Here is a 12,563-nt window from a genome sequence, read left to right as displayed (position 1 = left end):
AACCGCATACGATGGAGATCATGTCCAACATTGCAGTTGTCCCGGGGTCCTTCGATCCGGTTACGCTCGGTCACCTTGACGTGATCCAGCGAACCGCGAACGTGTTTGATGAGGTTCACGTCCTTGTCGTGCACAATCCCGACAAGAACGCAATGATTCCGATTGCGCGCCGCCTCGAGCTCATCGAGCAGGCGCTCCTCGAGACCGGCTCACCCTCGAATATCGTCGTGCGCTCGTGGAGCGTCGGCCTCTTGGTCGACTACTGCACCGACGTCGGGGCAAGCGTCATCGTCAAGGGCGTTCGAGGTTCGAAGGACGTGGACTACGAGACGCCGATGGCGATCGTGAACCGCAATCTCGCCCGCATCGAGACGATGTTCATGATGCCGAACCCGATGCACGCTCACGTGTCGAGCTCGCTCGTGCGCCAGGTCGCGGCGCTCGGTGGGGATGTGTCGCCCTATGTTCCCGAGGTCGTCCGCGAGTTCCTGCAGGGCGACACCGACCCGAACATCACGGTCTAGGCTTCCGCCGCACGCCCGGCGTTCGCTTCAGGCATGTGTTGCCGCGCATCGAAAGGTGCGCGGCAACAGGCGCGTGCGTGGGGCAGACGCGTACACTCAGCACATGACAACTTCACCGTATGCCGTGAACGTGGCCACCCTGATTAACCGGCCCGGCACGATGCAGGAAATGCAGCTCAGCATTACGGTTCCCGAGCGAATCGGCGAGGGCATGATCTACTTCGACACTGGCGCTGAGCTTGAGGTCGAACTTCGACTCGAGTCGCTGGTGGATGGTGTGCTCGCGACCGCGGACGTCTCCGGCGTCCTCACCGGTCAGTGCAGCCGCTGCTTGCAGGACATCGAGCAGCCGTGGTCGGGAAACATCACTGAGCTCTACACATTCGAGAACGAGGAAGGCACCGAGTACGTCGTTCAGCAGGACCTGCTCGACCTCGAAGGGCCGATCCGCGACGCGGTCGTCCTCGACCTCCCGTTCCAGCCCTTGTGCGAGCCCGGCTGTCTCGGCCTCGACCCCGAGACGGGGGAGAAGCTCACCGAGCCGCTGCCCGAGCCGGAGGACATCATCGACCCTCGCTGGGAGCAGCTCAAGGGTTTGCTCGAGTCGAGCGATTCGGTACCCTCGGAACAGCGCGAGGATCGGGCCTAAAGTCGGGGTCGCGCCATCGCCGATTCTCGCGTAGACTTGGCGGTTGGTGTAGGGCTCATTGCTTCGAGAACTCTTGACTCAGCCCGCTCCGGTCTTTTGGCCGATGCGCGGTGGAGCCCCATCGCCCGCGTGGCACGCACCGATTGCGAAGCCAATTCGCGGAAGCAGACATTGTTTATTTAGAAAAGGAAGGCAACCATGCCAGTCCCCAAGCGCAAACTGAGCCGCTCGAACACCCGTTCGCGTCGTTCGCAGTGGAAGGCCAAGGCCCCCGCACTCGTCAAGACCGTCGAAAACGGTAAGGTCACCTACAGCCTCCCGCACCGCGCGAAGCTCGTTGAAGACGTTGACGGCACCCCGCTCTACTACGAGTACAAGGGCCGCCGAGTCGCTGACGCCTAGTCACTGGCTTTTCGCGAGTGACCAAACGCTCTAAGAAGTTCGACCCCGAGGTCGCCGACCCAGCTCCGCTGGCTCAGGCACTCGGGGTCGAATTCGTTCCGGAATTGCTTGATCTCGCGCTCACACACTCGTCGTGGGCCTACGAGCACGATGGCGCGCCCGACAACGAGCGCCTGGAGTTCCTTGGCGACTCGGTCCTCGGCCTCGCGGTCGCGCAGATGCTGTATGAGGAGTTCCCCGACCTCAATGAGGGGGAGCTCTCGCCTCGACACCACGCGCTGGTGTCCACGGTCACGCTCGCCGATATTGCCCGCAAGATCGGGCTCGGCCAGTACCTTCGGCTCGGCAAGAGTGAGCAGCTTACTGGGGGAATCGACAAGGATTCGATTCTGGCGGATGCGCTTGAAGCGGTATTCGGGGCAGCCCACCTTTCCGCGGGCTTCGAGGCCGCGACGAATCTCGTTTTAGGCCTCGTGCGGCCCTACGTCGGCGACGTCGAGCGGCTGAGCGCCGAAATGGACCCGAAGACGGCGCTGCTCGAGTTCATTGCCGACCTTCAGTGCGAGGCGCCGGAGTACTCGGTGACTGGCACCGGGCCCGACCACGATCGCGTGTTCACGGCGAATGTGCGTGTCCCGAAGGGGAAGGGCGTGCTCGTTGAGGCGACGGGCACGGGCCGCAGTAAGAAGCAGGCAGAGCTCGCCGCCGCGTTGGCCGCGTGGACGAAGCTGCGCGAGGAATCGGCGGCCGCCTCTACGGCCAAGCAGTAGAGGCCGGGGACCACTCGATGCCTGAACTTCCCGAAGTCGAGGTCGTTCGCCAGGGCCTCGCGGCGGCGGTCGCTGGCGCAACAGTGCGCTCGGTGGATGTGCTCGACGAGCGCGCGCTGAAGCGTCACGACGGCACGCCGCTCGACTTCGTGACGCGGCTCGAGGGCCGGACGTTTCGCCCCGCGAGCCGCCGCGGCAAGTTTCTTTGGGTGCCGCTCGAACCACTTCCGGCGGTTGAACCACTCCCGTCGGTTGAGCCTGTCGAAACCCCGTCCGTCGAAACCCCATCCGTCGAAACCCGCCCGCACGACGCCCTCCTCACCCACCTCGGCATGAGCGGCCAGATGCTCGTGCGCACACTGGGCGCACCCGAAGACAAGCAGCTGCGCATCCGGATGCGCGTCGACGGTCCCGCGGGTGAGTTCGAACTGCGATTCATCGATCAGCGACTCTTTGGCTCGCTCGCGATCGACGATCTCGTGGCGCCGATCGATGCGGCCGAGGAGCGCATCCCGGGCCAGGTCACGCACATCGCTCGCGACCCGATCGACCCTCGCTTCGATCGCAAGTTATTCTCCTTGCGCATCCGCTCGACCAAGCGGAGCATCAAGGCCGCCATCCTTGACCAGGCGATCATCTCTGGCGTGGGCAATATCTACGCCGATGAGGCGCTGTGGCGCGCGCGGTTGCACTGGGCGCAGCTCGCCAACACCGTCTCCGCGCGCAAAGTCAACGAGCTCCTCGAGCACGTGCAGGATGTGTTTGCGCAGTCGCTCGAGGAAGGCGGCACGTCGTTCGATTCGCTCTACGTCAACGTGAACGGCGAGTCGGGTTACTTCTCGCGCAGCCTGAAGGCGTACGGGCGTGAGGGCAAGCCGTGCTATCGCTGCGGTATCCCGATCAAGCGCGAGGCGTTCGCCAATCGCTCCTCCTACCGCTGCCCCAAGTGTCAGCGGATGCGCTAGCGGCTCGACCTGCAAGAACCGCCGGCGAGGACAGGGTTTCACTGGCATCGCGGAGAGCTGCGTGAGCCGGATCGCTCAGGAGATCCGCCGGTTCCAGAATCCGTCGTTCGCCCAGTCCTCGGGAATGCCCATGCCACGCAAATTCATCGGTGGTCGAGTGCTGAGCAGCGCGTGGAGCCGCTTTGCCCAGCTGCTGCGCGGAGACACCGAATCGAGGACTGACTGCAGCGAAACCAGCACCGGGTAGAGTCGCTTCCTCGAACGGTCTGGTAACGCGTCCGCACCTTCGAGCCACGAGATGGTCGGCGAGTTCGGGATCGCCGGGTAGATGCCGAGGCCGACGTTCCAGAGCCGTCCGTGGTGGGCACAGATGTTGCGCACGCGGACGTACGTCGGCATCCAGGACTCAAGCACTGGAGCGGTCAAGCCGATGCTCTTGGCGATGGCGGTCCTGTGAGCGCGGCGCCGCAGGTGTCCCTGACGATCTTCATGAGACCGGCGTGCTTGCCGCCGTGCTGGAAGTGCGATGCGTCCACATACCAGTGGGGATCGTCGTAGGAGGTCGCCATGTGGTCGGTCAGGGCCGCGCGCACGGCGACCTCGACCCGCTCGAGAGCGTCCATTACGAGGAGCCTCAGCGCACGATCGAAGACGTAGAGATCCAGGACGTCATCGAATGACGTTCCTTCGTAAAGCAGGTGATCGGGCCCGCCCTGCTGGAACGGAATTGAGTAGGGGGACAGCCGGTAGTAGCCGATGTGCCGCAGGTACCTTCGGGCGCGGTCGCGATCGGGGACAGTGAGGCCCCGGCCAACGAGACGGTCCACCAGGTCGTCGAGACTCAGCGGTGGCTTATCGAAGTGGTGCGAGCCACGCGGACGCATTGGTCGGGGTCGAAGCATCGTTGCTCACTCCTGGCCTGGGGCAGAGAAAATCCCCCAAGTGCGCATCGTGGAGAGGCGTGGGGGATGTAGTGATCACAGGTTACCACGGACGGGATGAGTCGACCGCTGGCCACGACTACCGCGGCATTCGCCCGAGGAACTGGTCTGCATCCAGCGCGGGGCGGTTCGAATTCAGGAGCCGTTCGCGGAAATGCTCGTCGATGCTGCCGACGTAGAGCCAGCCGAGGAGCGACTCGCGCTCCTGCAGGCCGTGTGCTGCGTGAACTTCGGGCGCATTTGCTAGCAGGCCGGTGCGCCACATGACGCCCCATCCCTTCTGCCACAGCGCCAGCTCGAGAAGATGGCCGGCTCCGGCAGCGGTAACCCGCTGCTCCCATTCGGGAACCTTGGGGTGCTCGGTGGGGCTGAACACGATTGCGATCAGCAGCTCGGCGCGAAACGGCTTCGTGTTGTATTCGCCCTCTTCGCGCGTCACGCCGTCGGCGGCGTCAAGCGCGTTGGCGAGTTTCATGCGGTCGTCGCCGCGAAGCAGGATGAGCCGCCAGGGTCGGAGCGCCTTGTGGTCGGCGACCGGGGTGACGGCATCGAGGAGAACCGCGATCTCCGCGTCGCTCGGTGTCTCGGGACCGACTTTCGACACCGAACGTCGGGTCGCCATCGATTCGAGCGCAGGATCAGCGAAAAACTTCATATTGCCATTGTCCCAAGACAGTTGGGAAGACGGCAACTAAACTCTTTAGGCGAGCCTGGCCTTGCTTGAATTCAGAATAACGCGTTGATAAAATTTAGACATGAGCGAACAGACTGACCACGGCCCCAATCCATACGTTCTCAACATCGAGGATGCGACTGTCGCGAACGAAAACTTCCGCACCACTCAGTGGACCGGAGAATTCCTTCAGATGACTCTCATGTCTATTCCGGTTGGTGGTGATATCGGTCTCGAACTGCACACCGACACCGACCAGTTCCTTCGCCTCGAGCAGGGACGCGGTCGCGTCCAGATGGGCCCCTCTGAAGACGAGGTCACCTTCGAAGAGGAAGTCGGCGCTGACTGGGCAATTTTCGTCCCGCGCGGTGTCTGGCACAACGTGACCAACATCGGTGACGAACCCATGAAGGTGTACAGCATCTACGCACCCCCTCACCACGCTCCTGGCACCGTTCACAAGACGCAGGCTGACCAGGGTCACGACGAACACTAGTCGCCGCAGACCAGTTGGGCTTTCGGGCGAACTATTCGCGCCCGAAAGCCCTCTTCTATTTCTTTAATCGAGGAGCTCGCAGCCATGCAGAATGGAAATGAATTCACTGCGACAAAGGCGGAACGTCTTTATTCGCGAGTCATGAAGCGCAATCCCGAGGCCGAGAAGAAGCTCCCCGAAGAAGTTCGCCGAAATGTGCCAAGCAATGGCTTAAAACAGATCTTTGCCACGGCGCTCCAATCGGCTGGCGATCAAACGGTCAATGCATCCACGGTGCTGCCTTGGCTGTTCTCAGTCCTTGGGGTCCCGCCAGCGCTCACCGGGCTCCTCGTCCCAATCCGAGAATCTGGGTCGATGTTGCCGCAGGCCGCGCTCACGCCGCGGGTCGTGCGGGTGCGATATCGCAAGTGGATTTTCGTTGTCGGGTCGCTCATCCAAGCTGCCGCGGCCGCAATCATGGCGGGTACCGCCGCGCTCGCATCCGGCCTCACCGCGGGTATCATCATCGTCCTCGCGATGGCGGTGTTTGCGTACGGGCGCTGTCTTACTTCGATCGCGTCGAAGGATGTCCAGGGGCGGACAATTCCGAAGGGTGAGCGCGGCCAGATCAATGGCCTCGCCACCACCGCGGCGGGCCTGGTCGCGATCACGATCGGTGTCGCGATTCGCCTGATCGGCGGCGACAACCTGACGGCAGGGCAGATCGCCTGGCTGCTCGCACTCGGTGCCGTCCTGTGGGTTTTCGTGGCGTGGATCTACGCTGGCATCCGCGAGCCCGCGGGCGAGAGCGAAGCCGAACAGAGCAAATCTGCGGAGCCCGAGTCCGACAAGCCCAAGGGCAATTGGTTCACCGATACCGTCGCGCTGCTGCGTGAGGATGCGCGATTCCGACAGTTCGTTTCGGTCCGGAGCCTCCTACTTGTTTCGTCACTGAGCCCGCCCTTCATCGTTACCCTGTCCATCCAGCATGGCGCTGGCAGTCTCGCGGGGCTCGGCGGTTACATCATCGCGTCGGGGCTGGCGTCGTTGCTCGGCGGCAGGATGTTCGGCAGGTTTGCCGACCGGTCGAGCAATCGGCTGATGAGTGTGGGCGCGGGTGTTGCCTCCGCGGTGGTTATCGCGGTGGTGCTCGCGACAATCATTCCGGGGTTCAGCGGGGCGGGGCCCGCCGGGGAACTCTTCTTCATCGCTGCCTACTTCGCGATCACCTTGATGCACACGGGTGTTCGCGTCGGCCGCAAGACCTACGTCGTAGACATGGCGGAGGGTGACCTCCGCACGAAGTACGTAGCCGTTTCGAACTCGGCGATGGGCGTCATCCTGCTGATCGTGGGCGGCATCAGCTCGCTGCTCGCGCTCATCCACGTGATCTGGGCGCTGTTGTTCCTCGCGGCGATGGGCCTCGTCGGCGTTGTTGCTGGTGCGCGCCTGCCCGACGTATCGAGCGGGAAGTAGGTCGCGAGCGGAAAGTATGCCGCGAGCGGGAAGCGACGCGCCGATGGCGAAATCACGGCTCCTACCCCGCGTCGACGACTTCGCCGTTCCGCGGAAGCGAGCCGTTGAACCGGATCTCGACTGGCCGGGCACTATCGATATCGAGGTTGTCGACCGCCTGGACGTGCACGTGCGGCTCGGTGCTATTTCCAGAGTTGCCGCACGCCGCCACCACGTCGCCGACACCGATACGTGCGCCGACTTCGACCTTGACGGAGCCACGCCGGAGGTGGCACAGAAACAGGATGCCGTGTCCGGTATCGATGCCGACGTAGTTGCCCGCGAGTGCGGGCCAGCCTTCGGCCGCGCGTTGTCGCTGTGTCAAGGCATACCCGACTGAAGGGAAGCCCCGATAGGCGGGATGGTCGGGGAGCGCGTCGTGCCTTGCGACGATCCGGCCGGTAGCGGGGCTCAGGATCGGCCGCCCGAACCCCGAGAATCGTTCGGGCGGCTCGGGGCGAAAAAGCGTACGGAAAGTGATCGGGGCCGATACTCCTCGGTCGTCGACTGGAACAAAATCAATCGCATTCGAGCTCGCGAACACCTCCGTGCCGTGGCTCGGGATGCGGTTGGCCGGGCTATTCTGCACGAGCCACTTGCCTCGAAAGGGATAAGCGAGACCCAGAGGTTTCCTCGAATACATGCCGCCACTATCGCGTCCCGAGGTGCGATACCGCTGGATGCGCGAGCACGCATCCTCGCCGAATGCCGCGGCCTATCGCTCCCAGCTCGACACGCTCATGAGGTACTGGCCGTAGCCGGACTTCGCGAGTCGCTGCCCGAGCGACTCCAGCACATCCGCCGAAATGAAACCCGCACGGAACGCCGCCACTTCCGGCGACCCGATGATGAGCCCGGTACGTTTCTGCAGCACCTCGACATACGAAGACGCCTCACTCATCGAGTCGATCGTCCCGGTATCGAGCCACACATCGCCGCGGCCGAGGCGCTGCACCGTCAGGTCACCCTGCTCGAGATACGCCTCGTTCACGCTCGTGATCTCGAGCTCGCCGCGCGCGGAGGGCGTCACCGACTTCGCGATCTCGACCACGCGATTGTCGTAGAAGTAGAGCCCGACGACCGCGAAGTTCGACTTCGGCTGCGCGGGCTTCTCCTCGATCGAGATCGCCCGGTTATCGCCATCGAACTCGACCACGCCATACCGCTGCGGGTCCGACACCGGATACGCGAACACGATCCCGCCCTGCGGTTCCGCGCAGCCGTTCAACGCCTGCCCGAGCTGCGGGCCATCGAAGATGTTGTCCCCGAGCACGAGCGCGACATCGTCGTCGCCGATGAAGTCCTCGCCGATGATGAACGCCTGCGCGAGCCCGTCGGGGGAGGGCTGCACCGCGTAACTCAACTCGATCCCCCACGCGGAGCCGTCGCCGAGGAGGCGGTGGAACGCGGCCGAGTCTTCCGGGGTCGTGATGGTCAGGATCTCGCGGATCCCGGCCTGGATGAGCGTTGACAGCGGGTAGTACACCATCGGCTTGTCATAGATCGGCATCAGCTGTTTGGAGATGCCCTGCGTGATCGGGTGCAGGCGCGTGCCGGAGCCGCCGGCAAGGATGATGCCCTTCATCGCGACAATCCCTTCAAGTATTCGGTCAACCGGTCGCGCCACGACGGCGCGGTGAACCCGGTGTGGGTGAGCTTGTCGACCTCGAGCACCGAGTTCAGCGGGCGCGGAGAGGTGCCGGGCTTGTCCTCGAAATAGGCCGCGGTCGACACCCCGGTGACCGCATCCGCGCTCGCGCCGACCCCGGTGTAGACCTCGCGGGCAACCTCGGCCCAGGATGCGGGCTCGCCGGTGTTCGTGAGGTGGTAGACCCCGTACTCAGGGCGGGTCTCGAGCAGGTGCCGGATGCCCGCGGCAATATCGCGAGTGAAGGTCGGCCGGCCAATCTGGTCGTCCACGACCTGCGGGGCGATGCCACGGTCGGCGAGTGAGGCCATCGTATTCACGAAGTTTGCGCCGTCGCCGATCACCCACGAGGTGCGCACGATGTAATGCCGAGGCGCGGTCGCGGCAGCAAGATCCCCGGCCGCCTTCGTCTGCCCGTACACCCCGAGCGGTGCGAGCGGTGCGTCCTCGCGGTACGCATCCGTGGACGCGCCGTCGTAGACGTAGTCGGACGAGACGTGCACGAGCGTGAGGCCGAACTCCGCCGCGACGCGCGCGAGGTTCGCGACACCGGCCGCGTTTACCGCCCACGAGGCCTGCCGGCCCGTGGTTTCGGCGGCATCGACCGCGGTGTACGCGGCCGCGTTGACGATCGCGGTGTACTGCCGCCACGGGCGCGCGGTCGCAAGCTGCGGGTCGGTGATGTCCAGCTCGGCGTGGGTGACGAACTCGACGCCCGGGAACTCGGCCTCGGGGAACGCATCCCGCAGCGCGGTACCGAGCTGGCCGGCCGCGCCGGTAACGAGGATGCGGCGGGGCGCGATGGGCACGACCTCCGCGAGCGGCGGGTGGGCGCGATCCTTGTCTGACAGGTGTGTGTCCGACAGGTCGGTCAGTGGCAGCGGCCAGTCGATGCCGAGCGCGGGATCGGCGAGGTTCACGAACGCGTATTCCGCATCCGGGGACCAGTGGTCGTTCACGAGATACGAATACGCCGTGCCGTCCTCGAGCGCCTGGAATCCGTTCGCGACCCCGCGCGGCACATACACCGCGACATCCGGGGTGATCGTGGTCGTCGCGACCTGCCCGTACGTCGGCGACCCGGCACGCAGGTCACACCACGCGCCGAACACGGCGCCGGTGGCGACCGACACGAACTTGTCCCATGGCTCCGCGTGCAGGCCGCGGGTGATACCGGCCTCCGCGTTGAAGCTCATGTTGTTTTGCACGGGCCCGAAATCGGGGATCCCGGCGGCGACCATTTTCTCGCGCTGCCAGTTCTCCTTGAACCAGCCCCGGTTGTCCGGATGCACGGTCAGGTCAACGATCACGAGCCCATCGATTGGGGTGGCGCGGGTCGCGAGCGGCTTACGGTACTCAGTCATCGGCTACTGCCCCGACTTCGCGTAGGTTGCCTCAACGTCGGCCTTCGCGGGCTGCCACCAGTCGCGGTTCGCGGAGTACCAGGCGATGGTCTGCTCGAGCCCGGCGCGCATCCCGGTCTCGGTGTCGGTGTATTGCGGCGCCCAGCCGAGCTCGTCACGCAGCTTGGTCGAGTCCATCGCGTAACGCAGGTCGTGACCCGGGCGGTCGGCGACGTGCTCGTACGCATCCGCCCCGAGACCCATCAGCTCGCAGATCAGCGAGATCACGGTCTTGTTGTTCACGTGGTCGTTATCCGCGCCGATGATGTAGGTCTCCCCGAGTGAGCCCGCGTCGAGGATGCGGTGGACCGCGGCGTTGTGGTCGTCAACGTGGATCCAGTCGCGCACCTGTTCGCCTGTGCCGTAAAGCTTCGGGGCGAGGCCCGAGAGGATGTTCGTGATCTGCCGGGGGATGAACTTCTCGATGTGCTGGTACGGGCCGTAGTTATTCGAACAGTTCGAGATCGTCGCCCGGATGCCGAAGGACCGCACCCACGCGCGCACGAGGTGGTCGGACCCGGCCTTCGTCGCGGAGTATGGCGAGGAGGGCGCGTAGGCGGTGGTTTCGGTGAACCGGTTCGGGTCGTCGAGCTCGAGGTCACCGAACACCTCGTCGGTCGAGATGTGGTGCAGACGCTTGTCGTGCCGGCGAACGGCTTCCAAGAGCTGGTAGGTGCCGAGGATGTTCGTCTCGACGAACGGGGACGGGTCATTCAGCGAGTTGTCGTTGTGGGACTCGGCGGCGAAGTGCACGACGACGTCGTGGTCCGCGACCAGCGCGTCCACCAGGTCCGCGTCGCAAATATCGCCCACGACCAGCCGCACCCGGTCCTCGGGGAGGCCCGCGAGATTCGCGCGGTTCCCGGCATAGGTCAGCTTGTCGAGCACCGTGACCCGGTCATACTCGGGATGCTGCGCGACAGTCTGGCGCACGAAGTTCGCGCCAATAAAACCGGCACCACCGGTTACGAGCAAAGTAGACACAAGAACAATTATCCATCATCAATTAGTCCGCGATCCTGTGCAGATTTGCCTTACAGCGCGCGCAATCCGTTAGTAGTGGTGAATTACGCGTTCCCGTGCGCGCTCCGCGGCTAAAACAGCAGGTAGATCGCGTCAGCGGTCATAGCCGGAATCAGGGTGCGGTCGGCGCGAAGCGCCAACGAGATCGCGGCGCGTGCGGCATCCATTCGAGCGACTCTATTCCGGGATGCGCGGTTCGCGTGGCGCTAGGACCTCGAGTTCTCCCGCGGTTCGGAGGCAGGGTCGATAGGGTCGGGCCATGTCGAGCGCGACTGGCGACGATGCCGCATTGAATCGTGATGCCCAGGCAGGTGTAGGTGCCGAGGGGCTCGCGTGGGGGATTCTCGCGGTTCGAATTGGTTCGATCGCGGTCGTCACGGTCGTGGCGTGGCTCGTGCTGGCGGGGCTCTTCGACACCACGGGCTTCCCACCGAGCACGATCTGGGCGACGCTCGGGTTGCTGCCGGTGAACCTGCTCTGCCTGTGGCTGCTGCGTCGCCTCTATCGCCGCGAGGGGATGACGCTGCGGGATGCGCTGGGCATCCGGCGCGGCAAGGTCGGTCGCGACATTCTCTGGGGCCTTTTGTGGCTCGTCGTGATGAACGTTCCGTTCGCGGTTGCGGTCGCTGGCACGGTGTTCCTGTTGTACGGGGCGGATGCCCCCGCAGCGTTCGAGACGATCTTCGTGAACCCCGAGGCCGAGTCGGCAATTAGCCTAGCCTGGCTGTTGGTGATCGCAATCGTGTCGGTCATCCCGTTCATGCTCATCAATGCGCCGACCGAGGAACTCGTCTACCGCGGCTACGCAATGAGCGGAATCGCGCGTCGGCGAGGTGGAGCCGTGGCGGTGATTGCGACCTCGCTCGTATTTGGCGTGCAGCACATGGCGTTCGCCGCAACGGTCCCGGGCATGCTCGTATTTCTGGTGGCCTTCACGCTCTGGGGAGCCGCCGCGGCGTTGATCGTGCGTTGGCAGGGGCGCCTGTTCCCGGTCGTGGTCGCGCACTGGATCATCAATTTCATGCTCTCGTCGCCGGGCATCGTGTTCCCGATTCTGCAGCTCGCCGGGGTTATTGAAGCGGAGTAGGAGTGGCCGCTTACCGTTGTTCGAGAATCGGCGCGCTGGCGTGCCGAGCCATGAGGAGGAGCACAAGGGCCGTGCCCGAGAGCAGGCCGTCCAGGATGCCCGCCGGGAGCATGAAGATCATCAGGGCGATGGTCACGGAACAGTTGATGACCGACAGCGAGTAGCCCCACATCCTATTTCGCAGCACGCCGACCGCGCCGACTACACGCAGCGCCGCGAAGACCCCGCTGATCGCCATCATGAGATAAAGGTGATCGTCGAAGAACGGGACGATGAACGAGAAGCCGCGGGAGAGCATCCCCGCATCGACGTCGAGCGCGAGCAGCACGAAGAGCCCGAGGAACGGCAGGCCCTCCATCAGCACACCCTGCACGAGCTGCAGCCAGGCCGCCCACTTGAGTTTGATATGAGCACTCGAACGGCTGGTACGTGCGGGCAATGAAATGGACTCCTTGTTTCCGAGCGGATGCGCGGTGCCGAGCATAGGC

Annotated in this window: 16 protein-coding genes; 8 read left to right on the top strand and 8 right to left on the bottom strand. The window is 64.3% G+C overall.

Translation table 11 applies throughout. The features are described from left to right. The first annotated feature begins 20 nt into the window (after window positions 1-20). From coaD to mutM, 5 genes are all read left to right on the top strand, one after another. Window positions 21-524 (top strand): pantetheine-phosphate adenylyltransferase, encoded by a 504-nt coding sequence (gene coaD, locus GMOLON4_RS08590; RefSeq protein ID WP_026936742.1) that lies wholly within the window; start codon window positions 21-23, stop codon window positions 522-524. Window positions 525-627: 103 nt separating this feature from the next. Beyond that, window positions 628-1,173: a YceD family protein gene (locus tag GMOLON4_RS08585; RefSeq protein WP_035732651.1), complete on the top strand. Its 546-nt coding sequence runs from the start codon at window positions 628-630 to the stop codon at window positions 1,171-1,173. Window positions 1,174-1,371: 198 nt separating this feature from the next. After that, window positions 1,372-1,575: a 50S ribosomal protein L32 gene (gene rpmF, locus GMOLON4_RS08580; RefSeq protein WP_026936741.1), complete on the top strand. Its 204-nt coding sequence runs from the start codon at window positions 1,372-1,374 to the stop codon at window positions 1,573-1,575. A gap of 17 nt (window positions 1,576-1,592) precedes the next feature. Continuing rightward, window positions 1,593-2,345 carry a ribonuclease III gene (gene rnc / locus GMOLON4_RS08575; protein WP_084147459.1) on the top strand — a complete coding sequence of 251 codons (753 nt, stop codon included), beginning with the start codon at window positions 1,593-1,595 and terminating at the stop codon, window positions 2,343-2,345. A 17-nt stretch (window positions 2,346-2,362) separates the two neighbouring features. Next, window positions 2,363-3,310 carry a bifunctional DNA-formamidopyrimidine glycosylase/DNA-(apurinic or apyrimidinic site) lyase gene (mutM, locus tag GMOLON4_RS08570; RefSeq protein ID WP_026936739.1) on the top strand — a complete coding sequence of 316 codons (948 nt, stop codon included), beginning with the start codon at window positions 2,363-2,365 and terminating at the stop codon, window positions 3,308-3,310. A gap of 75 nt (window positions 3,311-3,385) precedes the next feature. Here the strand turns inward: mutM and GMOLON4_RS08565 are convergent, their stop codons facing one another. The 3 genes from GMOLON4_RS08565 to GMOLON4_RS08555 form a co-directional block, all read right to left on the bottom strand. Next, window positions 3,386-3,736 (bottom strand): Abi family protein, encoded by a 351-nt coding sequence (locus tag GMOLON4_RS08565; protein WP_245575422.1) that lies wholly within the window; start codon window positions 3,734-3,736, stop codon window positions 3,386-3,388. Beyond that, on the bottom strand, window positions 3,733-4,212 hold the full coding sequence (locus GMOLON4_RS08560) for an Abi family protein (RefSeq protein WP_245575420.1): 480 nt from the start codon (window positions 4,210-4,212) through the stop codon (window positions 3,733-3,735). Before GMOLON4_RS08560 ends, GMOLON4_RS08565 begins: the two co-directional genes overlap by 4 nt. Window positions 4,213-4,330: 118 nt before the next feature. Next, on the bottom strand, window positions 4,331-4,906 hold the full coding sequence (locus GMOLON4_RS08555) for a nitroreductase family protein (RefSeq protein WP_026936738.1): 576 nt from the start codon (window positions 4,904-4,906) through the stop codon (window positions 4,331-4,333). A 100-nt stretch (window positions 4,907-5,006) separates the two neighbouring features. Between GMOLON4_RS08555 and GMOLON4_RS08550 the strand changes: the two genes are divergently transcribed. Both GMOLON4_RS08550 and GMOLON4_RS08545 read left to right on the top strand, forming a co-directional pair. After that, window positions 5,007-5,420: a cupin domain-containing protein gene (locus tag GMOLON4_RS08550; protein ID WP_026936737.1), complete on the top strand. Its 414-nt coding sequence runs from the start codon at window positions 5,007-5,009 to the stop codon at window positions 5,418-5,420. 141 nt (window positions 5,421-5,561) lie between these two features. Beyond that, window positions 5,562-6,875, top strand: a complete 1,314-nt coding sequence (locus tag GMOLON4_RS08545; protein ID WP_265576743.1) for an MFS transporter — start codon at window positions 5,562-5,564, stop codon at window positions 6,873-6,875. Window positions 6,876-6,936: 61 nt separating this feature from the next. On the opposite strand, the gene GMOLON4_RS08540 is transcribed toward GMOLON4_RS08545, so the two are convergent. The 4 genes from GMOLON4_RS08540 to rfbB form a co-directional block, all read right to left on the bottom strand. Further along, a complete protein-coding gene (locus GMOLON4_RS08540) occupies window positions 6,937-7,503 on the bottom strand; it encodes a M23 family metallopeptidase (RefSeq protein WP_322745113.1) in 567 nt (188 codons plus the stop codon). Window positions 7,504-7,629: 126 nt separating this feature from the next. Further along, a complete protein-coding gene (gene rfbA / locus GMOLON4_RS08535; protein WP_026936734.1) occupies window positions 7,630-8,499 on the bottom strand; it encodes a glucose-1-phosphate thymidylyltransferase RfbA in 870 nt (289 codons plus the stop codon). Beyond that, entirely contained in the window at window positions 8,496-9,926 is a 1,431-nt protein-coding gene (gene rfbD, locus GMOLON4_RS08530) for a dTDP-4-dehydrorhamnose reductase (protein WP_026936733.1), read from the bottom strand. Before rfbD ends, rfbA begins: the two co-directional genes overlap by 4 nt. 3 nt (window positions 9,927-9,929) lie before the next feature. Then, on the bottom strand, window positions 9,930-10,949 hold the full coding sequence (gene rfbB, locus GMOLON4_RS08525) for a dTDP-glucose 4,6-dehydratase (RefSeq protein WP_035732604.1): 1,020 nt from the start codon (window positions 10,947-10,949) through the stop codon (window positions 9,930-9,932). A 298-nt stretch (window positions 10,950-11,247) separates the two neighbouring features. Between rfbB and GMOLON4_RS08520 the strand changes: the two genes are divergently transcribed. Further along, entirely contained in the window at window positions 11,248-12,075 is an 828-nt protein-coding gene (locus GMOLON4_RS08520; RefSeq protein WP_026936731.1) for a CPBP family intramembrane glutamic endopeptidase, read from the top strand. Window positions 12,076-12,085: 10 nt separating this feature from the next. On the opposite strand, the gene GMOLON4_RS08515 is transcribed toward GMOLON4_RS08520, so the two are convergent. Next, window positions 12,086-12,514 (bottom strand): DUF2127 domain-containing protein, encoded by a 429-nt coding sequence (locus GMOLON4_RS08515; protein ID WP_146137446.1) that lies wholly within the window; start codon window positions 12,512-12,514, stop codon window positions 12,086-12,088. Window positions 12,515-12,563: the final 49 nt, after the last annotated feature.

Origin of the sequence: Gulosibacter molinativorax (genome assembly GCF_003010915.2) — a bacterium.
Taxonomy (GTDB): domain Bacteria; phylum Actinomycetota; class Actinomycetes; order Actinomycetales; family Microbacteriaceae; genus Gulosibacter; species Gulosibacter molinativorax.
The sequence above is the reverse complement of the archived record's forward strand: the minus strand, read 5'-3'. Positions and strand labels throughout refer to the sequence as shown.

What these genes read in the sequence shown, in the direction of transcription:
- coaD (WP_026936742.1), top strand. Translation starts at nt 21, where the DNA reads ATGTCCAACATTGCAGTTGTCCCGGGGTCCTTCGATCCGGTTACGCTC.
- GMOLON4_RS08585 (WP_035732651.1), top strand. Translation starts at nt 628, where the DNA reads ATGACAACTTCACCGTATGCCGTGAACGTGGCCACCCTGATTAACCGG.
- rpmF (WP_026936741.1), top strand. Translation starts at nt 1,372, where the DNA reads ATGCCAGTCCCCAAGCGCAAACTGAGCCGCTCGAACACCCGTTCGCGT.
- mutM (WP_026936739.1), top strand. Translation starts at nt 2,363, where the DNA reads ATGCCTGAACTTCCCGAAGTCGAGGTCGTTCGCCAGGGCCTCGCGGCG.
- GMOLON4_RS08560 (WP_245575420.1), bottom strand. Translation starts at nt 4,212, where the DNA reads ATGCTTCGACCCCGACCAATGCGTCCGCGTGGCTCGCACCACTTCGAT.
- GMOLON4_RS08555 (WP_026936738.1), bottom strand. Translation starts at nt 4,906, where the DNA reads ATGAAGTTTTTCGCTGATCCTGCGCTCGAATCGATGGCGACCCGACGT.
- GMOLON4_RS08550 (WP_026936737.1), top strand. Translation starts at nt 5,007, where the DNA reads ATGAGCGAACAGACTGACCACGGCCCCAATCCATACGTTCTCAACATC.
- GMOLON4_RS08545 (WP_265576743.1), top strand. Translation starts at nt 5,562, where the DNA reads ATGAAGCGCAATCCCGAGGCCGAGAAGAAGCTCCCCGAAGAAGTTCGC.
- rfbA (WP_026936734.1), bottom strand. Translation starts at nt 8,499, where the DNA reads ATGAAGGGCATCATCCTTGCCGGCGGCTCCGGCACGCGCCTGCACCCG.
- rfbD (WP_026936733.1), bottom strand. Translation starts at nt 9,926, where the DNA reads ATGACTGAGTACCGTAAGCCGCTCGCGACCCGCGCCACCCCAATCGAT.
- GMOLON4_RS08520 (WP_026936731.1), top strand. Translation starts at nt 11,248, where the DNA reads ATGTCGAGCGCGACTGGCGACGATGCCGCATTGAATCGTGATGCCCAG.